We start from the raw sequence: 25,971 nt of genomic DNA, 5'->3' as shown, positions 1-25,971 counted from the left end.
CAGACCGCGTCACACGCGGACCGTCGGATCCGGCCGGATCCGTTGTGGGGGCCAAACCTATTCCCCCGGGGCCCGCAACCCCCAGAACCCGTACCGAAAGACCGGTGGCCAACCGCCGGTAACCCGCGAGGAACTCGCCCTTTACACGATCAGTACGCGCTTTGCTGCCCTTTTTCGCCGAGTTCGCTCGCATTGGGGGTCCGGCGTCACTGCCGACACGGAAAACAACCCTCTTATCGGTCTCCCCAACCAGCACATCGTGGGCTTAACTTATGTGCCATGACCTCCCCCCGCTCCACCTACGGCGGCGGTTACTACTCCGCCTCGTCCTTCGCGGACACCCCGATCTACGACTCTCTCGTCGCCGAGCGGGGAACTCCTCAGATCGCCCCGATCCGGGTACCCGCGCAGTACGACACCCCGGGCAGCAACCTGCCCGCACTGCCGTCGGCGCTGCCCGCGCTCCCGGCCGGTCCCTCCCAGTCCGCCTACGGCTATCCGCAGGCCCAGCAGCCCTCGCCGCTGCAGCAGGCACCCAACGCGTACATCCCGCAGCAGGTCGCGGGTCCGCGTGGCTATCCGGGCGCCCAGCCGCAGCAGCAGCAACAACGGCCCATGGCCGGATACGAGGCCATGCGCCCGGCGGCTCCGCGCCCGGCCCCGTCGGCCCCGTACCAGCAGGATCCCTACAACGGCCAGCAGTACCGGGGGTACTGAGGCACTCGGAACATTTCGCGTGGGGTTGTCACGATCTGCTGGCAGGATGGCCCCATGGGGAATCCGTCGCTGCACTCGATCCACGTCCACCCGCTGAAGGCGGCCCGGGGCTTCGCCCCCGACGAGGCCGTCGTGGAGCCCTGGGGGCTGGCGGGCGACCGTCGCTGGGTGCTGGTCGACGGCTCGGGCAAGGTCATCACTCAACGTCCGCATCCGCGTATGACGTTGGCCGCCGCCGGGCTGCTGCCCGGCGGCGGTCTCGTGCTGTCCGCGTCCGGCCGCGCGCCGCTCACCGTCCCCGTGCCCGAGCCCACCGGCGGCACGGTGACCGTGGAGATCTGGCGGGACAAGGTGGAGGCGGTGCCCGCCGACGCGGCGGCGCACGCCTGGTTCAGCGACCACCTGGGCGTGCCCGTACGGCTCGTGCACCTCGACGACCCGGCGACCCGCCGCCCGCTCGACCCCGAGTACGCCCGCCCCGGCGAGACCGTCAGCTTCGCCGACGGCTACCCGCTGCTGCTCACCACCCTCGCCTCGCTGGACGCGCTCAACGTGCTGGTCGCACGGGGCGACCACCCCGACGAGGGCCCGCTGCCCATGAGCCGCTTCCGGCCGAACGTGGTCGTCGACGGCTCGGACGCCTGGGCCGAGGACGACTGGCGGCGCGTCGCGATCGGCGAGGTGACCTTCCGGGTCGCCAAGATGTGCGGGCGGTGCGTGGTGACCACCACCGACCAGGACACCGGCGAGCGCGGACGCGAACCCTTGCGCACTCTCGCCCGTCACCGCCGGTTCGGCGACAAACTGGTCTTCGGGCAGAACCTCGTTCCGGAATCCGGCGGCACGGTACGGATCGGCGATCCGGTACGGGTACTCGAATAGGCAGTTCCCTCTCTTGCGGAACGGGCCTTGTCGAACTCCGGCGGCGGCCAACCCCCCTTCTCCTCTTGAAAATTCAATCTCCTACGATTCGGTTCACGTGTAGGGAACACACGCCCCGGGTCCGTCCGTTGGGTGTTTGTGAGAAGTTCATGAGAAGGCCCGGTGGGAGGGTGATGTCGCTCTCTCTCGACCGGGACCGCGCGTGGACGGCTCCGCCCCGGGTTATCACGGACGCGGAAGGGGGTGTGGCGCGGTGCGGGCAATCGGTGGACTACGGGCGTTCGTCGGGCTGTGGCGCTGGCGGCACAATCCGCTGCGGCGGGCGACCGATCTGGTCGAGGCGTGGCTGGCGTTCGCGGCCCTTCTGCTGATCGTCGTCGCCGCGCCCCTCATCGGCGCCGCCGCCGGGACCACCGCCCAGGGGGCGCTGCAGCAGTCCGTGCGCGACCAGCAGCAGAGCCGGCACCGGGTGACGGCCACCGTCGTCAAGAAGGTCGACGGCTCTCCGCTGGACCCCGATCCGGAGACCTCCACGACCCGCGACCGGCAGAGCCGCGTGGTCGCCGACTGGACCGGCCCGGACGGCACCGACCGGCACGGCACGGTCATGGCCAGTCTCAGGACCCCCCGGCCCGGCGACCACTTCACGCTGTGGACGGACGGCCGGGGCCGCATCGTCGGCCGTCCCCTGGACACGGCCACCGCGACGACCCACGCGGTGCTGGCCGGCTTCGGCGCCACCGTGCTCGCCGCGGGGCTCTTCGAGGGCGCCAGACGCCTGATCGTCTGGCGCATGGTCCGCCGCCGCTACGCCCGCTGGGACCAGGCATGGGACAAGGCGGGGCCGGACTGGGGCAGGACGGGCACGGGCAACTGACGGCGTTCCCACTCCGGTCAACTGCCCCTGCCCGCGCACGCTACGGTGGACCGACCAAGCAGCCGAACTGTTCGGCATCGACCCGCGTTCCACGAGGTGGGGGCACAGCAACGCCATGGCACAGGGCACGGTCCAGGTGACGCACACCGGTACATCGCGGTGGCGGCGCCGCACGGGTGAGTACGCATCGCTCGCCGCAGCCCTGGAGGCCGCGAGCGACGGCGACGTGCTCGTCGTCGCTCCCGGCACGTACCGGGAGAACCTCGTCGTGCGGCGCGGGGTCACGCTGCGCGGCCCGGAGGGTTCGCCCGGCTCGGTCCGCATCGCGCCCGTGGACGGGGTGCCGCTGACCGTGTCCGCCTCGGCCGTCGTACAGGACCTGCATGTGGAGGGCCAGGACGCGGCGGCGCCCGCGCTGCTCGTCGAGGACGGCACACCCGAGCTTCTGGACCTGCGGATCGTCACCCGCTCCGCGGCCGGCATCGAGGTGCGCGGCGGCGCCCGCCCCACGGTCCGGCGCTGCACGGTCGACAACCCGGCCGGTATCGGTATCGCCGTGGTCGACGGCGGCGGTGGCGTGTTCGAGGAGTGCGAGGTCGTCGCGGCCGGCCAGGCCGGTGTCGCGGTGCGCGGTGGCGGCCACCCGCGTCTGGAGCGCTGCCGGGTGCACCACACCTCGGGCTCGGGTCTGACGGCGACCGGGGAGAACTCCGCGCTGGAGGCCGTCGGTTGCGAGGTCTACGAGGTCCGCGGCAGCGGCGTGCAGATCACCGGCCGGGCCACGGCCCACCTCACCGACTGCGATGTGCACCGGACGACGGCCGACGGGATCACCCTCGACACGGACGCCGTGGTCACCCTCGCGGACTGCCGGATCCACGACATCCCGGAGAACGCGGTGGACCTCCGCTCGCGCTCCGTCCTCACCCTGACGCGCACGTCGGTGCGGCAGTTCGGGCGCAACGGACTGTCGGTGTGGGACCCGGGCACCCGCGTGGACGCCAACCAGTGCGAGATCTTCGACAGCACCGGTGACTACCCGGCCGTCTGGGTCAGCGACGGCGCGACGGCGGTACTGGAGTCCTGCCGCGTGCACGACGTGCCGGACGCGCTGTTCGTACTGGACCGGGGCTCGCGCGCGGACGTCGTCGACAGCGATCTGTCGCAGGTGCGGAACACGGCGGTGTCGGTGAGCGACGGGGCGACCGCGCAGCTCGACGACTGCCGGATCAGGGACGCCGCCACGGGCGCCTGGTTCCGCGACCACGGCAGCGGCGGCACCCTCAACGGCTGCACGGTCGACGGTACCCAGACCGGCGTGATCGTCACCAAGGGCGCCGACCCGACCATCGAACGCTGCACCGTCACCTCACCCGCCGAGGCCGGCTTCTACGTCTCGGCAGGGGGCCGCGGCAGCTTCCTCAACTGCCGGGTGACCGGCAGCGGCGGCTACGGCTTCCACATCATCGACGGCTGCCGGGCCACGCTGCGCAAGTGCCGCACGGAGCGCTGCGCGCGCGGCGGCTACGAGTTCGCGGAGGGCGGTCCCGCAACCGCGGGCGGCGGTCCGGTGGTCGAGGACTGCACCAGCGACGAGAGCGCGGGGGTCCGTCCCCCGGCCGCGCAGGAGACCGCCACGCAGACCACGGCCCCGTCGGCCGGCCTGCTGGGCTCGATCCCCGGTCAGCGCACCTCCGAGCAGCCGCCGGCCGTCGCCCCTCCCGTCATGGAGCCCGAGACCCCGGTACGGGCCTCCAAGGCCGTGCTCGGTGAGCTGGACGCGCTGGTCGGCCTGGACAGCGTCAAGCGCGAGGTCCGCGCCCTCACCGACATGATCGAGGTGGGCCGCCGCCGTCAGCAGGCCGGTCTCAAGGCGGCCTCCGTCAAACGGCACCTGGTGTTCACGGGCTCCCCCGGCACCGGCAAGACCACGGTCGCCCGTCTCTACGGCGAGATCCTGGCCTCGCTCGGTGTCCTGGAGAAGGGGCATCTGGTCGAGGTGTCCCGTGTCGACCTGGTCGGCGAGCACATCGGCTCCACCGCGATCCGCACCCAGGAGGCCTTCCAACGGGCGCATGGCGGTGTGCTGTTCATCGACGAGGCGTACGCGCTGTCGCCGGAGGACTCGGGGAGGGACTTCGGCAAGGAGGCCATCGACACGCTGGTGAAGCTGATGGAGGACCACCGGGACTCGGTGGTCGTGATCGTCGCGGGCTACACGGCCGAGATGGAGCGCTTCCTCACCGTCAACCCCGGTGTGGCGTCCCGCTTCTCCCGCACCATCACCTTCGACGACTACGTCCCCGACGAGCTGCTGCGCATCGTGGAGCAGCAGGCCGAGGAGCACGAGTACCGGCTGGCGCCGGGCACGGGCGAGGCCCTGCTCGACTACTTCACCGCGATCCCCAAGGGCGCGGCCTTCGGCAACGGCCGTACCGCCCGGCAGACCTTCGAGGCGATGGTCGAGCGGCACGCGAGCCGGGTGGCCCAGGTCGACGAACCGGACAAGGACGACCTGACGTTGCTCTACGCGGAGGATCTGCCGGAGCTGCCGTAGCGGGAGTCGTGGGGGCATGCCCCCGGGGGAGAACCCCACCACGGGGATGCTGTCCGCCGGATGGAACCGGAGTGATCCGCCGGACAGCATGATCCCCATGAGAACACGCACCCGACGAACCCTGGTCCTGACCCTCTCCGTCGCGGCGACCGCGACCGCGCTGACCGGCGTCACCGCCCCGGCGTCCGCCACCACGGCCCCCTCCTCCCCCACCCTCACCTGGCGCCCCTGCGAACGGCCCGACGGCCCCACCGGCCAGGAGTGCGCGCACATGCCCGTCCCGATCGACTACCGAGACCCGGACGGCCCGCACCTCACCCTCGCCGTCTCCCGGTTACGGGCCGAGAACCCCGAGGCGCGGCGGGGCACCCTGCTGGTGATCCCGGGCGGGCCGGGCGGCTCGGGTGTCAGGCGACTCACACAGAGGGGAGAGGCGCTGCGGCGGGAGCTCGGCGACACCTACGACATCGTCGGCCTGGACCCGCGCGGCACGGGCGGCAGCACGCGGGCGAGCTGTGGGCTCTCGGCCGACGACCGGCACCTGGTGACCCTGCGGTCCTGGCCGGCGGCCGACGGCGGCATCGCCGAGAACGTGGCGCGCTCCCGGCGTATCGCCGAGGCCTGCGCGACGAACGGCGGCGCGGTGCTGCGCAGCCTCAGCACCGCCAACGAGGTACGGGACATCGAGCGCCTCCGGCAGGCCCTGGGCGAGGAGCGGCTGTCGGCGTACGGGGTGTCGTACGGCACCTATGTGGGTGCCGTCTACGCGCAGAAGTACCCGGAGCGGACCGACCGCCTGGTGCTGGACAGCAATGACGACCCCGATCCCCGGCGGGTGGCGCGGGGGTGGCTGGCGAACATGGCGCGGGGCGCGGAGGACCGGTTCCCGGACTTCGCGGCCTTCGCCTCCGACCCCGCCCAGGAGCCGACGGGCCTGCGGCTCGCCGAACGCCCGGAGGATGTACGGCCGTTGTTCCTGTCCCTGGCGGCCGGCCTGGACCGTGCGCCCAGGGAGACGACCACCGAGGGCGTCCCCCTGACCGGCAACCGGCTGCGGCAGGTGATGCAGAACGCCCTGTACTCCGACGACTCGTTCGACGACCTGGCCCGGCTCCTCCAGCAGGTGCGGGACCCGAAGGCGACGCCGGTCCTGCCGCCCGACGTGGCCGGACCGCTGAGCGACGAGGAAGCGGCGGTGATCATGGCGGTGGTCTGCAACGACGTCCGCTGGCCGACCTCGGTGGGCGGACACGCGCGGGCGGTGGCCGACAGCCGGACGCGGTATCCGCTCACGGCCGGGATGCCGGTGAACATCACGCCGTGTTCCTTCTGGAAGGACCGCCCGGCGGAGCGGCCGACCCGGATCACCGACCGAGGACCGTCCAACATCCTCATGGTCCAGAACCGGCGGGACCCGGCCACCCCCTACTCCGGCGCCCTGAAGCTGCGGGCCGCGCTGGGCGAGCGGGCCCGGCTCGTCACGGTGGAGAGCGGCGGGCACGGCTCGTATCTGGGAACGGGCAACGCGTGCGGCGACCGTGCGGTGACGGCTTTCCTCCGCACGGGACAGCGGCCGGAGCGGGACGTCTCCTGCCCGGACGACTGAGCCGGGCCCGGCCCCGTGGGCCGTGGGCCGTGGGCCGTGGGCCGTGGGCCGTGGGCCGTGGGCCGTGGGCCGTGGGCCGTGGGCCGTGGGCCGTGGGCCGTGGGTCACGAATGCCGGGGCCCCGGCAGCTCCGGGCCGATGCGCGCGAGCAGTTCCTGGCGCTCGTGGGCGAAGGCCGGGTCCGCCTGGTAGTCGGAGTGGCCGAGGATCGGGGCGGGCAGGGGGTGGACGCCGGTGCGGCCGTAGGCGAGCGGGTCGGTGAGGGGTTCGGCGTCGACCTGCGGTCCGTTCCGGCTCGTCAGGCGTACGGGGCCGCCGATGGGGTCGGTGAGGCGGTACAGGTTGCGCCAGCAGTCGATCTCGCGGTGCAGGGAGGCCAGCGGCTCGGGGCCGAAGTGGGCGGGGAACCAGCGTCCGTAAAGGCGCTCCAGCGGGGAGCCGTAGGTGAGGAGCGCGACCCGTCCGCGCACCGACGGGGTCAGCTGCCAGGCCGCGGCCGCCGCGAGGACGCTGCCCTGGGAGTGGCCGGAGATGACGAGCCGGCCGCCTGTGGCGCGGGTCCAGGTGGCCATGCGCCAGGTCAGGTCGGGTACGGCCCGCTCGGCGTAGCAGGGTGGCGCGAACGGGTGCGCGGCGCGCGGCCAGAACGTGCCGACGTCCCAGAGGATGCCGATCGTGCGGCGCGCGGAGGCGTCCTTGTAGGCCCGCCGCCCCCAGGTGACGAACAGCAGGAAGCCCACACCGATCAGCCACGACCCCAGCGCCTGGGCGGCCTGGGCGGCGCCCGCGACGAAGTCGGAGGACCCGAGCGCCGCCCGGGCCGGTGTCTCGCCCGTCGCCAGGGCACCGGTCAGGGCGCCCGCGCCGAGCAGCAGGGTCACGGTGGAGGTGATGCCGACGAGGCGGGGCGCCCGGTCGGTGAGCGCGGCCATGGCCCGGGTGCGGGCGATACGGCGGGTGCGTCCCGCGTCCCGGGACTCGTGCTCCTCGCCGGGCCGCTCCTCGTGCGGCCGCTCCCGCGTCAGGTCGTACTCCCGCTCCACCGCCGCCGTCTCCGTCCTCCGCAGGACCCGGGTGCGGTGGGCCAGCCAGCCGAGGAGGCCGAGGACGACCAGGAGGAAGGGCGGGATGACGGAGGCCTGCCAGGTGAGAAGGACGGGCGGCCCGGGCAGGGCGTCGTCGGTGCCGCCCAGCCAGTCGGCGACACGCTGGGCGACCCCGGCGGACATCACACCGCCGAGCGCGCAGGCGAGCATCGCGACGGCGGGGCCGGCCAGACCGTACAGGGCGGTGCGCGAGTCGGGACGGGAGCGGTACAGGAGGTGCGCGACGACGCCGAGTGCGGAGACCAGCAGACCCTGCACCAGGGTGATACCGCCGAAGGTCATGTCACCCGGCAGCCGCCCCGCCGACCGCCAGCCGGGGCGTGACCACCCGGCGTACACCAGGGCGAGGACGAGCACGGCGATCGAGCAGCCCGGCAGACCGCGTACCAGCCGCTCGTCCAGGCGCTTGTCGAGGCGCCGCTCGCTGCGGCCCCGGCGGCACACCACCCACACCACGACGACGGCGAGCACGACGAGCGCCGCGTACAGCAGCCAGCCGAGCAGTTCCAGGACGGCGGGGCCGCCCGCCCGGCGGTCCTGGCGGGCGGCGGACGTGCCCACGGCCGCCGCCACGGTCAGGAAGCCGGCCGCCCCATGGGCGGCGCGCAGCCTGGCCACGAGACGGCGTCCGTACCAGAAGCCGGGCCGGCCCAGGGCGACGCGTGCCGTCTCCTCGGCCTCGGACGCGGTGCGCGGCGCCTTCTCGTCCTGCGGGCGGGCCTCCCCGTGCTCCATGGGGCGCTGGGACTCGTACTCGCTCCAGGTGCGGTGGGAGAGGTACCACAGCAGGCCGGTCAGGGCGGTGGGGACCAGGGCCGCCAGGGCGAGCCGGCGGCCGGGCAGGCTCCACCAGCCGTCGTCGGAGACGGCCGGGGAGAGAAAACCGAGCCAGGTGTGCGCCCGCGCACAGCCGCGTGCGCCCGCGCACTGCCAGGCGGTCAGGTCGAGCGCGACCTCGCAGGCGGCCGCGACGAGCAGGACGGTCAGCGTCAGGCCGGTCAGCCGGACCAGGAGGCCGTAGAGGCGGACGGTCCGGCGGCGGTCGCGGGCGCCGGGCCGCATCCAGTGGGCGAGGTTGACGACCATGAACGGCAGCAGTAACAGCCACAGCGCGCGGGAGCCGTCGCCGGAGGTGAGGTTGCACCAGACGTAGGCCTCGGGGACGGGCTCGCCCCTGCGGTCGGCGGGCCGTTCCTCCGCGTCGGCGTCGTCGATGCGCCGGAAGACGGCGGCCGTGTCGTCGCCGGTGATCCGGACCGTGCGCGGGTCGTCGAGCATGCGGTCGGGGCTGGTTCCCCCGACGCCGTGGACGAGGAGTTCGAGAGCGGGACCGTCCGGCGTCGACCGGCCCGGGTCGGGGCGCTGCTCCGCCTCGGCGGGATCCGGATGTTCCCTGGGTTCCGTATGTGCCGTATGTTCCCTCGCACGATCCACTGTTCCGCTTCCCCCGTGACGCGCCGCAAGGCAGGTGATGTGCAGGCACTGATGATCGCCGCTGAGGGGGCCTCGTACACCTGTGGTCACCGAATCTCCTCGATCCGTGTGATAGTGACGGGCGCGAGAAACGGTGCGTGACGTGCACGTGACTGTGCAGGTAGTGGCGTCGCCCGTGGTGGGGCGTGCGAATATGGGACGTCCTCGGGACCGGGGACGGGGGAATGTCCTCGTCGGAGGGGGTAAGGAAGGCGTGTCGGGAGTGATGGGGCGAGAGGACCGGAGCGGGCGTGAGTGAGAACCAGAACCTCCTCGCGGAGCAGCGCCGAGCCCTGATCCTCGACGAGGTACGACGGCGGGGCGGGGTCCGGGTCAACGAGCTGACCCGCAGACTCGGTGTGTCGGACATGACGGTGCGCCGCGATCTGGACGCACTCGCCCGCCAGGGCGCGGTGGAGAAGGTGCACGGCGGCGCGGTGCCGGTGGCCGAGGCGAGCACGCACGAGCCCGGTTTCGAGGCGAAGTCCGGGCTGGAGCTGAACGCCAAGGAGGATATCGCGCGGTCCGCCGCGGAGCTGGTCGCTCCGGGGTCGGCGATCGCCCTGTCGGGTGGTACGACGACGTACGCGCTGGCCCACCGGCTCGTGGACGTGCCGGATCTGACCGTGGTCACCAATTCGGTGCGGGTCGCGGACGTCTTCCACGCCGCGCAGCGCACGACGGGCCCCCGGCAGGGAGCGGCGACCGTGGTGCTGACGGGCGGGGTGCGGACGCCGTCCGACTCCCTGGTGGGGCCGGTGGCGGATCAGGCGATCGCGGCGCTCCACTTCGATGTGCTGTTCCTCGGGGTGCACGGGATATCGGTCGAGGCGGGTCTGTCCACGCCGAATCTGGCGGAGGCCGAGACCAACCGGCGGCTGGTGCAGTCGGCGCGGCGGGTCGTCGTGGTGGCCGACCACACCAAGTGGGGGACGGTGGGCCTGAGTTCGTTCGCGGCGCTGGAGCAGGTCGACACGCTGGTGACCGACGCGGGGCTGGCCGCGCAGGCGCGGGCCGAGATCGCGGAGCATCTGCGACGGCTGGTGGTGGCCGGGGAGGACTCCGACGACGGCGTGGACATCTGAGCGCCGTTTCAGCGGGTAGGGGCGCGCTGCGGGCTGTCGGCCGGTCGCGGTCGCGCGGGGGGCCGTAGATCGACACGGCTCCCGCCCGGAAGGGTCCGGCTCCCGCAGGGACGAGTCCGGGCTCCTGCCCGGAGGAATCTAGCGGGGAGCCGACCACACCCCGGTGCGCAGGAGTGACTCGATGGCCGCCGTGTAGGGCGCGATGTCCAGGCCCTGCTCCCGCAGCCAACCGTCCGAGTAGTACTTGTCGAGGTAGCGGTCGCCCGGGTCGCAGAGCAGGGTCACCACACTGCCCTGGCGGCCCTCCGCCACCATCTCGGCGATGATCTTGAGGGCGCTCCACAGGCCCGTCCCCGTGGAGCCGCCGGCCTTGCGGCCGATGGCCTGCTCCAGGGCGCGCACGGCGGCGACGCTGGCGGCGTCGGGGACCTTCATCATGCGGTCGACGGCGCCGGGGACGAAGCTGGGCTCCATCCGGGGGCGGCCGATGCCCTCGATGCGGGAGCCGCAGTCGCAGGTGACGTCGGGGTCGCCGGTCGTCCAGCCCTCGAAGAAGCAGGAGTTCTCGGGGTCGGCGACACAGATCCGGGTGTCGTACTGCATGTAGTGGACGTACCGGGCGATGGTCGCGGAGGTGCCTCCGGTGCCGGCGGTGGCGACGATCCAGGCGGGCTCGGGAAAACGCTCCAACTGGAGCTGGCGGAAGACGGATTCGGCGATGTTGTTGTTGCCGCGCCAGTCCGTGGCCCGCTCGGCGTAGGTGAACTGGTCCATGTAGTGGCCCCCGGTCTCCCCCGCGAGGCGGGCCGACTCCTCGTACATCTTCCGTGAGTCGTCCACGAAGTGGCAGCGACCGCCGTGGAATTCGATGAGGCGGATCTTCTCCGCGCTGGTCGTGCGGGGCATGACGGCGATGAAGGGGACGCCGATCAGTTTGGCGAAGTACGCCTCGGAGACGGCGGTGGAGCCGCTGGACGCCTCGATGACGGGGCGGCCCGGCCGGACCCAGCCGTTGCACAGTCCGTAGAGGAACAGGGAACGGGCGAGGCGGTGCTTGAGGCTGCCGGTGGGGTGGGTCGACTCGTCCTTGAGGTACAGGTCGATGCCCCAGGTCTCGGGCAGCGGGAAGCGCAGCAGATGGGTGTCGGCGGAGCGGTTGGCGTCGGCCTGAACCTTGCGCACGGCCTCTTTGAGCCAGCCGCGGTACCCGTCGTCGCTGTGATCGACGTCGAGGGTGGCGCCCGGACGGGTGGGGTGGGGGGTGCTCACGGCGTGCTCCTCACGCATTGCGCCGACGGCGGATCGCGGCGTCGGACACCCCGATGATAGACATCTTCCGCACGCCCCTCACCTGCATAAACATCCCTTTGGGCACCTCAAAGGCACTCCTGTGGCAGGGATGCGCGGGGCGCATGGGGGGCGCATGCCGCGCATGCGCCGGAACCCCGCCCCCGGTCCACCGTGCGCACTGGTGCTCGACCCGCAGGACGGGCAGACTTCACCGCACGGACCGAGCCGACGCGACCGGGGCCGTTCAGGGGAAGGCGACCTCGGGCACACTGGATCACGGTCCGCGACGGATCACACGACGACACAGGACAGCCGACGCGCACTAGGGGGCGGGATACATGGCCGAGCCGGAGTTCAGGGCCACGGGCGTCCGGATCGGGAAGAGGCTGCGGCAGCTCACCCGGGCGGGGCAGGTCCGGATCGAGGACGGCCGGCTGCAGTTGCTGACCAGCTACGGCAGCGAGATCGACAGCGCCCCGGTGCAGGCGGTGCGCGCCTCGAAGCCTTGGTTCGCCAACGAGGACCGGGCGTTGGCCGACGTCAACGGCACCCGTTACACGCTCACACTGAACGAGCACGACCCGGCTCCGGGGAAGCCAGGTCCACCCTCGGCGCGCCGGTTCATAGAGGCGGTACGCAGGGCCGCGGGGCGGGGCTGACGCAACGGTCCTGCGCGGCGACCCTGCGCGGCGGTCCTACGCGGCGGTCCTGCGCGGCGCGCTGTGGACATGGTCCTACGCAGCGGGCCTTCGCAGCCGGTCGGCGAATCGCGAGTTGCGGGACCGGGTCCCCTGGGCCACTCTGGTCTCACGTCACTCTGGGTTTACCGGCGATCACGCTGCGAACCAGCCCGCCGGCCACGTCAGCGGGCGGCGGCCGTGCGCAGCCACCCCACGAGCAGGCGGCAGCCCCGGCTACCGTCACCAGGCGGCAGTCTCAGGCGGCCGCACCACAGCAGGCGGCGTTTTTCGCCCAGCCACCTCGCTGGATCCGTACTCCGATCTTCTTCCGGACTCAACTTCGGGGAGTCGCAGCCGTGATCAGCCAGCAAAGCAGGCACTGCACGGTGGAGCTCCAAGCCCTGCCGTCGCGGATCGGACAGGTCCGCAGAATCGTATCTGCGCAATTGCGCTACTGGCATCTGGATCCGTTGATAGAGCGGGCCGCGCTCGGGGTGACCGAGCTGCTGTCCAACGTCCACCGGCACGCGGAGCCGGACAAGATGTGCACCGTGGAGATGGAGTTGCTCCTCGGCCGGCTCACGGTCTCGGTGCATGACAACGACCCCCGCCTCCCGGTCGTCCAGGACGCGGAACCCTTCGCCACCTGCGGCCGCGGTCTCGCGATGGTCGCCGCGGTGAGCGAGAGCTGGGGTGTGCGGCCGCACGGCGAGTCGGGGAAGGTCGTGTGGTTCACGCTGCCCGCGTCCTCGGCGGCGGTGCCGAAGATCTCGCCGTACGACGCCGGGCTGACGGTGGAGGCCGCCCAGCCCTGCGACACCGGGCAGCCGTACGACACCGGACGCAGGCCCGCCGCACGCGGGCGCAGGTCCGAACACGCTCCCGCCCGGTCGGCCGTCGCAGGCTGACCGGGCGGTGACCATTCCGCCGTACGTCTACGAGGCGCTCGAACGCCGACGACCAGGGTTCGAGCGTGGGCTGATCCCGCACCCGGCGCACTCCTCGCGCTTGCGAGGAGGGCGCCGGGCACCGTGCGGTGGGTCGGCCGTGTTCGCGACGCGGTGACCTTGGCGATCGCCGCACCTGAGCACTCCCGCACGCGACCGGCCGCCACGGAGCAGACAGTGGTGACGTTCCTGGCCCGATCGTGTCGCTGTCTGACCCGCCGACGACTTTCGGCCACGCGGGGATTGGCCAGAATGGGAACCGACAGGTCCCGGCACCCCGATCCGAGAAAAGGCCCCACCCATGGCACTGGAGATGCGCGACCGCTGCGAGCGCTGCGAAACAACGGCCCTGCCCACCGACGCCCCGGCCCGCATCTGCTCCTACGAGTGCACGTTCTGCGTGCCCTGCGGCGAGGTGATGGGCGAGATCTGCCCCAACTGTGGCGGGGAACTGGTGGCCAGACCTCGCCGCCTTACGGACGCGTAGGCGGGGACGTGGGGTGTCGCGGGGCACCACACCCGTGCCGCGGCCCAGCGCGACGAGGCCGCTCTCCTTCGGCAACCGGCCGCTGCGTGCCGCCCTCCGCCTCGACCTCGGTCTGCCGGCGTGCGCCGCACCCGTCGACGCCGAGGAGACGCCGGGCTGTGTCACCATCCTTGGGGTGATCGGGGGTGCAGGGGCGCCCGCACTTCCTGGTGAAGGCGACCGATGTGGAGCAGACGGAGGGGCACGCGGCGTGCGGCACGACGAAGGACCTCATACGCTGACGCGAACGGCGACGCGGACGGAGACGCTCCCCGAGTCCCACCCCTTGCCGAAGCGCCGAGTATCGGGCCAGATCATCGCTTTCGCCCTGGTCGGAGTGGTCAACACCGCGGTCTACTACGGCCTTTATCTGCTGTTCCTCCAGCGGCTTCCTTATCTGGCCGCGCATGTTCTCGCTTTCGCCCTGAGTATGACGGGCTCATTCTTCCTGAACGCGAGATTCACCTATCGCACCCGTCCGACCTGGCGTAAGTTCCTGCTGTTCCCGCTGACCAACGCCACCAACTTCCTGCTCACGACGGCGGGTGTCTATGTGATCGTGGACGTCCTGCACGCGGGCCACCGGTTCGCTCCCCTGCTCGCGTCGGGGGCGGCGATCCCGGTGACGTTCGTGGTCTCCCGATCGATCATGCTGCGGGGCACGGGCAGCGGCTGAGAGAGGCGTCAGACCAGCGCGCCCAGCGGATCGTCCAGCACCGGCTGCCACGCCAACTCGGCCGCGCCGACCAGGCTGTTGTGGTCCAGGGTGCAGGCGAGGATCGGAGGGACCCCGCTCTGCCGCCCCCACAGGCTGCGGTCGGCGACGACCGCGCGCAGCCGGTCGGGGTCGGCATCGAGGAGGGAGCGGTGCATGCCGCCGAGGATGATGCGGTCGGGGTTGAGGATGTTGACCAGGCCCGCGAGCCCGAGGCCGAGGCGGTCGATGAGGGCCTCGGCGGCCGTGCGGACGCCCGGGTCGGCGTACTGCGTGCGGATGAGTTCGTTGGCCTGCTGAAGCAGGGAGCCCTCGGGTCCGGGGTCGCGGCCGACGGCGCTGAGGAAGGCCCGCGGGTCGGCCTCGACGTCGAGGCAGCCGCGGCTGCCGCAGTGGCAGGGGCGACCCTCGGGATTGACGGTGAGGTGACCGACTTCGAGGGCCAGGCCCGAACTGCCCGTGTGCAGACGGCCGTCGAGGACCAGCGCACCGCCGACGCCCCGGTGCCCGGTCGCCACACACAGCAGTTCGCGGGAGCCCCGCCCGGCGCCGTGCCGGTGTTCGGCGAGGGCGGCGAGGTTGACGTCGTTGGCCGCGAACGCGGGCCCCTCGATACCGGCCGCACGGACCCGCTCGGCGAAGATCTCCCGGACGGGCGCCCCGGCCGGCCAGGCCAGGTGCAGCGGGTTCAGCGCCAGCCCCGCCGGTTCGGCGACCGCGGACGGCACGGCGAGGCCCGCCCCCACACACCGCCGGCCGGTCTCGCGCAGCAGGGCGGCGCCCGCGTCGACGACCGAGCCGAGCACCTTCGCCGGATCGGCGTCGACGATCTCGCAGGCGGGCGCGGTGGTGACGATCCGGCCGCCGAGACCGACCAGCGCGGCGCGCCAGCCGTCGGCATGGATCTGGGCGGCGAGCGCGACGGGCCCCTCCTCGGCGACCTCCAGACGGTGCGAGGGACGGCCCTGCGAACCGGCGGCGGCGCCCGGGTGCGCGTCGACGCGGATCAGGCCGAGCGCCTCCAGTTCGGCGGCGACGGCGCCCGCGGTGGCCCGGGTGACACCCAGTTCGGCGGTGAGCACGGCCCGGGTCGGCGCCCGCCCCGTGTGCACCAGCTCCAGCGCCGGACCGAGCGCGCCCCTCCCCCGGTCCAGCCGAGTGCGTGTCGTCGGTGTCCCTTCGCCCGCCGCCTTGGGGGCCGCCTTCCCGTCCATGAGGGGGAGTCTCCCATGATCCGCTCGGCATCGGCCCCCCGCGTGGCCTGCCGCCCGGCGCGCCTCGGGCCTCGGGCCTCGGGCCTCGGGCCTCGGGCCTCGGGCCTCGGGCCTCGGGCCTCACCGAAGCCGCCGACCCGCAGGGTGACGCTCAGCCGGCCGGCCGGACCAGGAGGGCCGGTTCTGCGGTCACATCTCCGCAGATGCTCCCGCGCAGGAGCCGGCAGGCTCAGAGGTCCGCGCAGATCTTCCGCGACTGTGCGATGTCCTTCTTGACCTGGGCGTCGAACTCGAAGACCACTTGCTGACGGCGGGAAGCGCGGCGGAGCGCGTCCGCAAGGGGCTGGTACACCCGGTCGGCCGCGGCTGCCGCCTCGGACAGCACCACGGCCCCGTTCCACCGGTAGAGCGCCACCTTGCCCTCGTCACCCTTGGCCGTGTACTTGGAGGCGTCGAAGCCGGCGAGGGCGGCGCACGCGCCCTGTGCGTCGGCCGCCGGACCCGAGCTGGGGCCCGTCTCGTCAGAGCCGGTCAGCGCCCAGGCCGTGCCGACACCGCCGCCCCCCAGCAGCAGACCGATCAGCAGTACGGCCACCAGCGGCCCTCTGCCGCCGACCGGCGGGGCGGTCGGCGGCGCGGGCGAGGGCGGCGAGGCCGGCGGTCGAGTGGGCTGCTGAGGCTGCATGCGCATGACCATAGCGGGCCGCACGGAAGCCCCACCGGCGATCTCGGCAACGCCTGAACTCAGATGCTGCTGCGAGGCGCCGCACGACGTGGATCCGGCGGTGCGATGTCGGTCGGGAGGTGCTCGGCGAGACCCCGGGCGCCTTCGAGAACACGTCATTGTGACGCTCCAACCTCTACGCAGACCCCCGCCTCGGCCTGAAAGCGGTTCGTCCCGCTGGATGACCAGCGGGACGAAGCGGCAAGCGGCAGTGCCCGGAATGCCCGACAGCGTCACGGGGAGACGGAGGGCCCCTTCGCGCACTGCGCATGCTCATGCGGAGGTCGCGTGCGCACGCGGCGCCGCCGTCACTACCGGGCGGCCTTCTTCGCGCCGGAGAACGCGGCGAACGCGCCGATGGCGAGGAAGAGGAAGGTCATCGCGTCGGCCGTCTCGCTCCAGCCCTCGGTCAGCACGTCGAAGTGCTCGGTGAAGAGTGTGGTCGCGGAGACGCCGAGCTCGTCGGCGCCGATCATCGCCATGCCGATGAGCTGGCCGAGGTAGACCGCGCCCAGCGACAGCAGGGCGCTGACCACGGGCAGGACCGGGTTGGTGCCACCGATCTTGCCCGCCGCGAAGCCGATGAGGAAGCCGACGCCGACGGCTGCGTAGCCGATCTCGTACTCGGTCGCGCCGACGATCGCGCCGTAGACACCAGCGGTGACCAGCGCCGTGACAACAGCCACGACCAGGCCCAGGGCGAAGTTGTTGCGGGCCGGCGCCGGCGCGGGTGCGAACGGGGCCTGAGGAGGCAGGGCGGAACCGGGCTGCTGGGCGAACGGGTTGCCCCCGTTGGGCTGTTGGGCGTAGGGGTTGCCGTCGGACGGCTGCTGGGCGTAAGGGTTGCCGTCGGACGGCGATGGCGCTGACTGGGTCATGACAGGATTCCCCCAATGGAACTGCTGCAACGAGTGGTGTGGTGTGTGCGCACGCGTGTGCGACAAGACGCCGAAGAGTAACAGGCGTGGCGGCCCTGTCCACCAGGGATTTCGAGGGTGATTTCGGGTGGGGCCCACGGGACCCGAAGTCACCGTCGGTGGGGCAGAGGCGCGAGCCGTGGCTCGGTTAGCCTGGGCGCACGATGAGCGACCGTATGACCGCGCCCTGGGGCGAGTACACCCTGACCCGTTTTCCCGAGGACCCCCGGGAGCCGCTGCGCGCCTGGGACGCGTCCGACGCGTATCTGCTGCGCCATCTCGCGGAGAGCGGGACGCCGCTGGACGGGGCGGTCGTGGTCGTCGGGGACCGCTGGGGTGCGCTGACCACGGCACTGGGGCGGTACGGGCCGACGCAGATCACCGACTCGTACCTGAGCCGGGAGGCGACGCGGGCGAATCTGGAGCGCGGTGGCGTCGGGGCGGACGCCGTGCGGCTGCTCACCACCCGGGACACGCCTCCGGACCGCGTCGACGTGCTGCTCGTCCGGATCCCCAAGAGCCTCGCGCTCCTGGAGGACCAGCTGCACCGGCTGGCGCCCGCCGTGCACGAGGGCACGGTCGTGATCGGCACCGGGATGGTCAAGGAGATCCACACCTCCACGCTCCGCCTCTTCGAGCGGATCCTCGGCCCCACCCGCACCTCGCTGGCCCGGCAGAAGGCACGGCTGATCTTCTGCACCCCGGACAAGGGCGTGCTCGCGGCTCGGGGCGGCGATCCGTGGCCGTACACCTATCGACTGCCGGACGACGTCGGTGTGCTGGCCGGGCGGACGGTCGTCAACCACGCGGGTGTGTTCTGCGCCGACCGGCTCGACATCGGCACCCGGTTCTTCCTGCGGCACCTGCCGAAGGACCCCGGCGGCGGCCGGGTCGTGGACCTGGGGTGCGGCAACGGTGTGGTCGGCACGGCGGTCGCCATGGCCGATCCGGGCGCCGAGGTGGTGTTCGTCGACGAGTCGTACCAGGCGGTGGCCTCGGCGGAGGCCACGTACCGCGCGAACCGGCCCGGCGCGGACGACAGGGCCGAGTTCCGGGTCGGCGACGGGCTGGAGGAGTTCCCACCGGGAAGCGTCGATCTCGTCCTCAACAACCCGCCCTTCCACTCCCACCAGGCGACGACCGACGCCACGGCCCGGCGGATGTTCGCCGGGGCGCGGCGGGCGCTGCGGCCGGGCGGTGAGCTGTGGGTGGTCGGCAACCGCCATCTGGGCTATCACGTGACGCTGCGACGGATCTTCGGCAACAGTGAAGTCGTCGCCGGTGACGCCAAGTTCGTGGTGCTGAAGGCGGTCAGGCGGGGCTAGCGGTCCCTGCCGGCGAAGGGACTCCTCGCAGGGCGCGCGGTGAGGCGCCCAGCTCCCGGCGGCAGGCCTTGTTGAAGGCCTGAAGGTCGGGGATGCCGACGGAGGCGGCCACGGCGGGGATGGAGAGGGTCGTGGCGCGCAGCAGATGGTGGGCGCGTTCGAGTCTGCGGCGGCGGATGTAGGCGACGACCGTACCGCCGGTCTCGGCGCGGAAGAGGCGGGTCAGGTGGTTGTGGGAGACCCCGGCCGCCCGGGCCACCTCGGGGATGGTGAGCGGCGCGGCCAGGTGGGCCTCGATGTGGGCGATGGCGGCGGTGACCGCCGGGTGCGGGCCGGGGCCCGGCGCGGCGGGCGGGGTCAGTGTGGCGACGCGCCACAGGGTGGTCCAGATCTCGGCCCGGGTACGGTCCGGCTCGCTCGGGGCCGCGGCCACCGCCCGTAGCAACAGGCCGGTGAGCACCGGGAGTTCGGGGCCGGCGTCCTGCACAACCGGTACCGTGCGGGGCGGTCCGGCGGGGGTGATGCGCAGATGGGCGAAGAGGTGTTCGGAGCGGCCCCGGTAGCGATAGCGGACCGTGGTGCCGGGCGGTACGAGGCTGACCCGGCCGGGGCGGATGGTGTGGACCGTGCCGTCGACGGTCAGTTCCCCTTCGTACTGGTAGAGGTGCAGCTGCCACAGCTCCGGCAGCCGGAACACGTCCGTGCGGCTCGCGACGCCGTGCACGCCGACACCGATGAGGGCGACGACCGGCGGCTCACCGAGGTGGATCTCCGTCTCCCGCATGACCGGAAAATACCAGTGACGGGCGTCACATTCGGCTCCCGGGCGCCACACTTCGCGGGACGGTCGCATTCCCCTGCGGAACGGACACGTGCGGGCTGTCCGGAAGGCGCCCGTACGGACCCCCGCGGGCTCGCGCCGCCCGGCGCGTGCGGGACGGCTACGCGGAGGGGACGGCTACGCGGAGGGGACGGCCTCTTCCGTGCGCAGGACGCGGATGAGGCGGGCCACCGTGTCCGCCATCGCCGCGCGGCCCGCGGTGAGGTACGGGCGCGGGTCCACCGCCTCGGGGCGGGCGTCGAGGTACTCCCGGATCGCGCCGGTCAGGGCGATGTTGAGCGCGGTGCCGATGTTGACCTTGGCGATGCCTCCCGCGACGGCCCGGCGCAGTTCGTCGTCCGGGACGCCGGAGGAGCCGTGCAGGACGAGGGGAACGTCGAGGGCGCCGGCCAGCCGTCGCAGGAGGACGTGGTCGAGGGCCGCGGTGCGGGTGGTCATCGCGTGCGAGCTGCCGATGGCGACGGCGAGCGCGTCCACGCCCGAGTCGGCAACGAAGGCCCGCGCCTCGTCGGGGTCGGTACGGGCTCCGGGTGCGTGCGCGTCGAGCGGCGCCGCGCCGTTCTTGCCGCCCACCTGCCCCAACTCCGCCTCGATCCACAGCCCTTGGACGTGCGCCCACTGCACGGCGGCGTGGGTCGCGGCCAGGTTGTCGAGGTAGGGCAGGCGCGACGCGTCGTACATCACGGAGCTGAAGCCGGCATCCGCCGCCCGGCGCAGCAGGTCCTTGCTCCGGACGTGGTCGAGGTGGAGCGCGACGGGCACGGCCGCCCGCTCGGCGGCGGCGGAAGCGGCGCGGGCCAGCGGGAGGAGGTCGCCGTCGTGGAACCTGACCGCGTTCTCGCTGACCTGGAGGACGACGGGCGCGGCGGCGGTCTCGGCGCCCGCGACGACCGCCTCGACGTGCTCCAGGGTGATGACGTTGAACGAGGCCACCGCGACGTGCGTGGCGGCGGCCCCGGTGATCAGTGCACCGGTCGTCGTGAGGGGCACGACTCCTCCTGTTTCAGCGGTCGTTCGGGTCGAGGATCACCGAGCGCGTGAGATGGCGCGGCCGGTCGGGGTCGAGGCCGCGGGCGGCGGCCACGGCGACGGCGAGCCGCTGGGCACGGACCAGTTCGGCGAGCGGGTCCAGCCCGCCCGGCACCCAGGTCCCGCCGGTCGCCCGCACCTGTTCGGCGAGCCCCTCGGGCGCCTCGCCGAACATCCAGGTCGCCGTGGACCGCGTGGTGACGCTGATCGGGCCGTGCCGGTACTCCATCGCCGGATACGCCTCGCTCCACGCCAGCGCGGCCTCACGCATTTTCAGCGCCGCCTCGTTCGCGAGGCCCACGGTCCACCCCCGGCCCAGAAAGGTGAACTGGGTGGCGGCGACGAGCCCTTCGGGCAGCGGTGCCGCCAGCGCGGCGCGCGCGTCGGCGACGGCCGCCTCGGGGTGCAGGCCGAGGTGGGCGCGCAGGAGGGTGAGGGCGGTCGTGGCGAAACGGGTCTGGACGACGGACTTCTCGTCGGCGAAGCCGAGGACCACGACGTCGTCCGCGGCCGCCATCACCGGGGTGGCCGGGTCGGCGGTGATCGCGGTCGTACGGGTACGACCCCGCAGCACACCCAGCAGGTCCAGCACCTCGGTGGTGGTGCCGGAGCGGGTGAGGGCGACGACGCGGTCGTAGGTCCGCCCCCGGGGGAACTCCGAGGCGGCGAAGGCGTCCGTCTCCCCCTGCCCGGCCCGCTCACGCAGGCGGGCGGCGGCCTGGGCCATGAAGTACGACGTCCCGCAGCCGACGATCGCCACCCGCTCGCCGGGCGCCGACAGGACCCCGGCGTGTTCCACCGCCTCGGCGGCGACGCGGGCCCAGCACTCGGGCTGGCTGTTCAGCTCGTCCTCGACGTGGGTCATGCGGTCAGCCTCCCCAGAAGGCATCCGGTCGATGCGTGTTCCTGCACGATATAGTCGACTTTCAAGCATCTTCAAGCAAGAGATGGCACCAGGAGCAGCAGCAGGAGGAGACCCCATGTCCCGCGACGCCCGCTGGCGGACGCTACTCGAACTGCTCGTCGAGCGGGGGCGGTTGGACGTCGAGGAGGCCGCCGCCGAGCTGGGCGTGTCCCCCGCGACGATCCGGCGCGACTTCGACGGGCTCGCGGAGCAGCAGATGCTGGTCCGCACCCGGGGCGGAGCGGTCGTGCACGGCGTCTCGTACGAGCTGCCGCTGCGCTACAAGACGGCGCGTCGGGCCACGGAGAAACAGCGGATCGCGAACGCGGTGGCGGACCTCGTCGCCCCCGGCGAGGCGGTGGGCCTGACCGGCGGCACGACCACCACCGAGGTCGCTCGGGCCCTGGCCGTACGGGGAGATCTGTCGTCCGGCGTGCCCGCCCTGACCGTCGTCACCAACGCGCTCAACATCGCGGGCGAGCTGGCCGTGCGGCCGCAGTTCAAGATCGTGGTGACGGGCGGGGTGGCCCGCGCCCAGTCGTACGAACTCGTCGGCCCGCTCGCCGACGGTGTGCTCGACCGGATCACCCTGGACGTGACGGTCCTCGGCGTGGTCGCCCTGGACGTCGTCCACGGTGCCGCCGCGCACGACGAGGCGGAGGCCGCCGTCAACCGGCTGCTCTGCGAGCGTGCCGAACGGGTCGTCGTCGCGGCCGACTCCAGCAAGCTGGGGCGCCGGGCCTTCGCCTGGATCTGCGCGACCGAGTCGGTGAACACGCTGGTCACGGACACGGGGGCGGCACCGGAGACGGTCCGGCGGTTCGAGGAGGCCGGGGTGCGGGTCGTCATCGCGTGAGTCCGGGGGCTGAGGCAAGGATCCTGGGGCCCGCCGGGGGTCGGGCCGGTCGGGTGGCAGGGGGTCGCCGCGCCTTGCCGGTCAGGTGGCCGGCGCCCTGCGTCGGCCCCGCAGCCAGGGCGCCGGCATTCCGCCCGCTTCAGGGTCGTGAGGACGAGGGCGATGCCGATCGACGCCCCCTCGTGCGTCCATGCGGAGCGGGTGACGAAAGGCCTGGGTCACCGCTGCTCAGTGGGAGTGGTCGGCCGTACTTTCGGGCGTCTCCTCGGGTGTCTCCTCGGGCACGTCAGCGGCACCCGTGCGGACCGTGAACGCCGCCGTGTGGACCTTTCCCTCGTGCTTGAAGTCGAGGAACAGGCGGTAGGCGCCGGCGCTCGGCGCGGTGGCGGTGAAGGACACGTCCGGGCCGGGTGCGGTGGTGCCGTCGCCGGGCTCGCCGCCCGGGTGCACATGCAGGTAGGCGAGGTCGCCGGAGCGCAGGGCGACCAGGTGGCCGTAGGCGCCGAGGTAGGGCTGGAGGTCGGTGACGGGCCTGCCGTCGCGGGAGATCTTGAGCCTGAGTTCGCTCGCGGCGCCCGGGCGCAGGCCGCCGTCCAGCTCGACCTCGTAGCCGTTGACCTCGGCGGTGTCGCTCGGCGCGGGCAGCTTGTGCGGCTTGTAGGCGCCCGAGACGGCGAGGTCGGCGCCGAGCGTGAGGTTCGCGGCGCCCTTGCCGGCCGGGGTGAAGTCGGCGAACACCCGGTAGCCGCCCGCCTCGGGCAGGTCGACGGGGGTGCTCCAGGTGCCGTCGGTCGCGCGGGTGGGGTGCAGATGGCGGTAGGTGACCAGGTCGCGTGAGGCGACGATGAGGTGGAGTTCCTTGTCATGCTCGCGCTGGTAGGCGGTGACGGCGCGGCCGTGCTTGTCCCGGACCACGAACCGCAGGTCGGTGCGCTGCCCGGCGGTGACGCCGGGCGTCCGCAGGTCGAGGGTGTGGCCCCCCGCGGAGATCTGCAGTCCGCCGGCCGCGGCCGGGGCGTCGCCGCCCCCGCCCTTTCCGGGCCCCGGCGACTGCTCGGTGTGACCGCCGTGGCGGCCGGGCGCGCTCTCATGGCTCCCGGCGCCCTCCGCGGCGTCCGGGACGACACGGTCGACACCCCTGCCCACGCCGTAGGCGGTGCCGAACGTGGCGGCCAGCGCGGCGGCGAACGCGGTGATCCTCAGTCCGGTGTTCATGGCCGTCTCCTTCGAGGGGCGGGTCTTCACACAGTTCACGATACCCCTGGGGGGTATCAAGTCAAGCGGCGGGAGCGACTTGCCATCCATACCCTCCAGGGGTATACAAGGACGGCGCACAGAATACCCCCACCCCGTATATGATCCACAAGCCGCCCAGCGGTACGAGGAGCAGCCATGACCATCACCAGGACCGGGGCCGCCGCCGAGGTGGAGCTGACCATCGGCGGCATGACCTGTGCCTCCTGCGCTGCCCGCGTCGAGAAGAAGCTGAACCGCATGGACGGCGTCACGGCCACGGTCAACTACGCCACCGAGAAGGCGAAGGTCAGCTACGCGGACGACGTCTCGGTGCGGGACCTGATCGCCACCGTCGAGGCGACGGGGTACACGGCACGGGAGCCCGCGCCGGCCCCGCGGGCCGAGCCCGGGAGCGCCGTAGAGGCGGAGGACGACGAGTTGCTGCCGCTCCGGCAGCGGCTGGTCACGGCGGTGGTCCTCGCCGTCCCCGTCATCGCGATGGCCATGATTCCCGCGCTGCAGTTCGCGTACTGGCAGTGGCTGTCCCTGACCCTCGCGGCCCCCGTGGTGACGTACGCCGGGTGGCCCTTCCACCGCGCGGCGTGGACGAACGCCCGGCACGGTGCCGCCACCATGGACACGCTGATCTCCCTCGGCACCCTGGCCGCGTTCGGCTGGTCACTGTGGGCGCTGTTCTTCGGGACGGCGGGCACGCCGGGCATGACACACCCCTTCGAGCTGACCATCGTCCGGGGTGACGGCGCCGGGAGCATCTATCTGGAGGCCGCGGCCGGGGTGACCGCCTTCCTCCTCGCCGGACGCTACTTCGAGGCCCGCTCCAAGCGGAAGGCCGGCGCGGCCCTGCGGGCCCTGCTGGAGCTGGGCGCGAAGGAGGTCACCGTCCTCACTCCCGACGGCGGCGAACGGACGGTCCCTGTAGCCGAGTTGACCGTCGGCGACCGCTTCCTCGTGCGCCCCGGCGAGAAGATCGCCACCGACGGGACGGTGGTGGAGGGTTCGTCCGCGGTGGACGCGTCCCTGCTGACCGGTGAGTCCGTGCCCGTGGAGGTCGTGGCCGGTGACCCGGTCACCGGTGCCACCGTCAACGCCGGCGGCCGTCTCGTCGTCGAGGCCGGCCGGGTCGGCGCCGACACCCGACTGGCCCGGATGGCGAAGCTGGTGGAGGACGCGCAGAACGGGAAGGCCTCGGCCCAGCGGCTCGCGGACCGGATCTCCGCCGTCTTCGTACCGGTCGTGATCGCCCTCGCCCTGGGCACCGCCGGTTTCTGGCTCGGCGACGGCGCCGGGCTCACGGCCGCCTTCACCGCCGCCGTCGCCGTACTGATCATCGCCTGCCCCTGCGCCCTGGGGCTCGCCACGCCGACCGCGCTGCTGGTCGGGACCGGGCGCGGCGCCCAACTGGGCATCCTGATCAAGGGGCCCGAGGTGCTGGAGTCCACGCGCGCGGTCGACACCGTCGTCCTCGACAAGACCGGCACCGTCACCACCGGCCGCATGACCCTGCTGGCCGTGCACCCCTCCGACGGCACCGACGAGGCCGAAGTCCTGCGGCTGGCGGGCGCGTTGGAACACGCCTCCGAACACCCGGTGGCCCGTGCCGTCGCAGAGGCGGCGCTGACCCGGATCGGCTCACTGCCCGCGCCGGAGGACTTCGCGAACGTACCCGGCCTCGGTGTGCAAGGGATCGTCGACGGCCACGCGGTCCTCGTCGGCCGTGAGCGGCTTCTCGCCGACTGGGCCATGGAACTGCCCGACACCCTGGCACGGGCTCGGGCACAGGTCGAGGCGTCCGGGCGTACGGCCGTCGTGGCCGCCTGGGACGGTGAGGCCCGCGCGGTCCTCGAAGTCGCCGACGCGGTGAAGGAGACCAGCGCGGAGGCGATCACCCGGCTGCGCGCGCTAGGCCTCAGGCCGATCCTGCTGACCGGCGACAACCGGGCCGTGGCCGAGTCCGTCGCCCGCGAGGTCGGTATCGCCGACGAGGACGTGATCGCGGAGGTGCTGCCGCAGGACAAGGTCGACGTCGTCAAGCGCCTGCAGGGCCAGGGCCGTTCGGTGGCGATGGTCGGCGACGGCGTCAACGACGCGGCCGCACTCGCCCGGGCCGACCTCGGGCTGGCGATGGGCACGGGCACCGACGCCGCGATCGAGGCCGGCGACCTGACCCTCGTACGAGGCGATCTGCGTGCGGCGGCCGACGCCATCCGCCTCGCCCGCCGCACGCTCGGCACCATCCGGACCAACCTGTTCTGGGCCTTCGCCTACAACGTGGCCGCCCTGCCGCTCGCCGCGGCCGGGCTGTTGAACCCGATGTTCGCCGGGGCCGCCATGGCCTTCTCCTCGGTCTTCGTCGTGGGAAACTCCCTGCGACTGCGGACGTTCCGAGCGGCCGGCTAGGCAACACGCCTTATGCATAAGGACAGTTGTCTCGTGCTCCGGCGGC

The 25,971-nt window shown here is 72.8% G+C and carries 22 protein-coding genes; 13 read left to right on the top strand and 9 right to left on the bottom strand.

What is annotated here, in order from left to right:
• The first annotated feature begins 279 nt into the window (after window positions 1–279).
• The 5 genes from ACWCRJ_RS05890 (at window position 280) to ACWCRJ_RS05870 (ending at window position 6,639) form a co-directional block, all read left to right on the top strand.
• Window positions 280–717, top strand: a complete 438-nt coding sequence (locus tag ACWCRJ_RS05890; RefSeq protein ID WP_005474730.1) for a DUF6643 family protein — start codon at window positions 280–282, stop codon at window positions 715–717.
• Between the two features lie 54 nt (window positions 718–771).
• A complete protein-coding gene (locus ACWCRJ_RS05885) occupies window positions 772–1,599 on the top strand; it encodes an MOSC domain-containing protein (protein WP_450938100.1) in 828 nt (275 codons plus the stop codon).
• A 253-nt stretch (window positions 1,600–1,852) separates the two neighbouring features.
• On the top strand, window positions 1,853–2,476 hold the full coding sequence (locus ACWCRJ_RS05880; protein ID WP_450938099.1) for an Rv1733c family protein: 624 nt from the start codon (window positions 1,853–1,855) through the stop codon (window positions 2,474–2,476).
• 115 nt (window positions 2,477–2,591) lie between these two features.
• A complete protein-coding gene (locus ACWCRJ_RS05875; protein ID WP_450938098.1) occupies window positions 2,592–5,033 on the top strand; it encodes a right-handed parallel beta-helix repeat-containing protein in 2,442 nt (813 codons plus the stop codon).
• Between the two features lie 97 nt (window positions 5,034–5,130).
• On the top strand, window positions 5,131–6,639 hold the full coding sequence (locus ACWCRJ_RS05870) for an alpha/beta hydrolase (protein ID WP_450938097.1): 1,509 nt from the start codon (window positions 5,131–5,133) through the stop codon (window positions 6,637–6,639).
• A gap of 104 nt (window positions 6,640–6,743) precedes the next feature.
• Here the strand turns inward: ACWCRJ_RS05870 and ACWCRJ_RS05865 are convergent, their stop codons facing one another.
• Window positions 6,744–9,179 carry a hypothetical protein gene (locus ACWCRJ_RS05865; RefSeq protein ID WP_450938096.1) on the bottom strand — a complete coding sequence of 812 codons (2,436 nt, stop codon included), beginning with the start codon at window positions 9,177–9,179 and terminating at the stop codon, window positions 6,744–6,746.
• A gap of 290 nt (window positions 9,180–9,469) precedes the next feature.
• Here ACWCRJ_RS05865 and ACWCRJ_RS05860 point away from each other — a divergent pair, with 290 nt between their 5' ends.
• Window positions 9,470–10,303 (top strand): DeoR/GlpR family DNA-binding transcription regulator, encoded by an 834-nt coding sequence (locus ACWCRJ_RS05860; RefSeq protein WP_005474744.1) that lies wholly within the window; start codon window positions 9,470–9,472, stop codon window positions 10,301–10,303.
• Between the two features lie 138 nt (window positions 10,304–10,441).
• Here the strand turns inward: ACWCRJ_RS05860 and ACWCRJ_RS05855 are convergent, their stop codons facing one another.
• Window positions 10,442–11,572 (bottom strand): PLP-dependent cysteine synthase family protein, encoded by a 1,131-nt coding sequence (locus ACWCRJ_RS05855; protein WP_450938095.1) that lies wholly within the window; start codon window positions 11,570–11,572, stop codon window positions 10,442–10,444.
• A gap of 359 nt (window positions 11,573–11,931) precedes the next feature.
• Here ACWCRJ_RS05855 and ACWCRJ_RS05850 point away from each other — a divergent pair, with 359 nt between their 5' ends.
• From ACWCRJ_RS05850 to ACWCRJ_RS05835, 4 genes are all read left to right on the top strand, one after another.
• Entirely contained in the window at window positions 11,932–12,252 is a 321-nt protein-coding gene (locus ACWCRJ_RS05850; RefSeq protein WP_005474746.1) for a hypothetical protein, read from the top strand.
• A 377-nt stretch (window positions 12,253–12,629) separates the two neighbouring features.
• The gene (locus ACWCRJ_RS05845; protein WP_450938094.1) at window positions 12,630–13,181 is read left to right on the top strand and encodes an ATP-binding protein; all 552 of its coding nucleotides are present in this window, start codon (window positions 12,630–12,632) and stop codon (window positions 13,179–13,181) included.
• Window positions 13,182–13,521: 340 nt separating this feature from the next.
• Complete coding sequence (locus ACWCRJ_RS05840) at window positions 13,522–13,707, top strand: DUF1272 domain-containing protein (RefSeq protein ID WP_450938093.1); 186 nt, start codon at window positions 13,522–13,524, stop codon at window positions 13,705–13,707.
• 325 nt (window positions 13,708–14,032) lie between these two features.
• Entirely contained in the window at window positions 14,033–14,422 is a 390-nt protein-coding gene (locus ACWCRJ_RS05835) for a GtrA family protein (protein ID WP_450938167.1), read from the top strand.
• A gap of 8 nt (window positions 14,423–14,430) precedes the next feature.
• Here the strand turns inward: ACWCRJ_RS05835 and ACWCRJ_RS05830 are convergent, their stop codons facing one another.
• The 3 genes from ACWCRJ_RS05830 to ACWCRJ_RS05820 form a co-directional block, all read right to left on the bottom strand.
• Entirely contained in the window at window positions 14,431–15,675 is a 1,245-nt protein-coding gene (locus ACWCRJ_RS05830; RefSeq protein ID WP_046917941.1) for an ROK family protein, read from the bottom strand.
• A gap of 229 nt (window positions 15,676–15,904) precedes the next feature.
• Complete coding sequence (locus ACWCRJ_RS05825) at window positions 15,905–16,360, bottom strand: hypothetical protein (protein WP_450938092.1); 456 nt, start codon at window positions 16,358–16,360, stop codon at window positions 15,905–15,907.
• A gap of 350 nt (window positions 16,361–16,710) precedes the next feature.
• The gene (locus ACWCRJ_RS05820; protein ID WP_450938091.1) at window positions 16,711–17,277 is read right to left on the bottom strand and encodes a hypothetical protein; all 567 of its coding nucleotides are present in this window, start codon (window positions 17,275–17,277) and stop codon (window positions 16,711–16,713) included.
• Between the two features lie 203 nt (window positions 17,278–17,480).
• Between ACWCRJ_RS05820 and ACWCRJ_RS05815 the strand changes: the two genes are divergently transcribed.
• On the top strand, window positions 17,481–18,641 hold the full coding sequence (locus ACWCRJ_RS05815; protein ID WP_450938090.1) for a methyltransferase: 1,161 nt from the start codon (window positions 17,481–17,483) through the stop codon (window positions 18,639–18,641).
• Here ACWCRJ_RS05815 and ACWCRJ_RS05810 read toward each other — a convergent pair.
• The 3 genes from ACWCRJ_RS05810 to ACWCRJ_RS05800 all read right to left on the bottom strand — a co-directional run bounded on the left by ACWCRJ_RS05810 (window position 18,628) and on the right by ACWCRJ_RS05800 (window position 21,376).
• The gene (locus ACWCRJ_RS05810; RefSeq protein WP_450938089.1) at window positions 18,628–19,425 is read right to left on the bottom strand and encodes a helix-turn-helix domain-containing protein; all 798 of its coding nucleotides are present in this window, start codon (window positions 19,423–19,425) and stop codon (window positions 18,628–18,630) included. The two genes, ACWCRJ_RS05815 and ACWCRJ_RS05810, sit on opposite strands and share 14 nt — an antisense overlap.
• 174 nt (window positions 19,426–19,599) lie before the next feature.
• A complete protein-coding gene (locus ACWCRJ_RS05805) occupies window positions 19,600–20,472 on the bottom strand; it encodes a class II fructose-bisphosphate aldolase (protein WP_450938088.1) in 873 nt (290 codons plus the stop codon).
• A 13-nt stretch (window positions 20,473–20,485) separates the two neighbouring features.
• Entirely contained in the window at window positions 20,486–21,376 is an 891-nt protein-coding gene (locus tag ACWCRJ_RS05800; RefSeq protein ID WP_450938087.1) for an SIS domain-containing protein, read from the bottom strand.
• Between the two features lie 115 nt (window positions 21,377–21,491).
• Here ACWCRJ_RS05800 and ACWCRJ_RS05795 point away from each other — a divergent pair, with 115 nt between their 5' ends.
• A complete protein-coding gene (locus ACWCRJ_RS05795) occupies window positions 21,492–22,271 on the top strand; it encodes a DeoR/GlpR family DNA-binding transcription regulator (RefSeq protein WP_450938086.1) in 780 nt (259 codons plus the stop codon).
• A gap of 228 nt (window positions 22,272–22,499) precedes the next feature.
• Here ACWCRJ_RS05795 and ACWCRJ_RS05790 read toward each other — a convergent pair whose 3' ends face one another.
• Window positions 22,500–23,486, bottom strand: coding sequence for a hypothetical protein (locus ACWCRJ_RS05790; protein ID WP_450938085.1), 987 nt, complete (start codon window positions 23,484–23,486; stop codon window positions 22,500–22,502).
• Between the two features lie 177 nt (window positions 23,487–23,663).
• On the opposite strand from ACWCRJ_RS05790, the gene ACWCRJ_RS05785 reads away from it, so the two are divergent.
• A complete protein-coding gene (locus ACWCRJ_RS05785) occupies window positions 23,664–25,925 on the top strand; it encodes a heavy metal translocating P-type ATPase (protein WP_450938084.1) in 2,262 nt (753 codons plus the stop codon).
• Window positions 25,926–25,971: the final 46 nt, after the last annotated feature.

It is taken from the genome of Streptomyces sp. NPDC002324, from assembly GCF_053593335.1.
The sequence above is the reverse complement of the archived record's forward strand: the minus strand, read 5'-3'. Positions and strand labels throughout refer to the sequence as shown.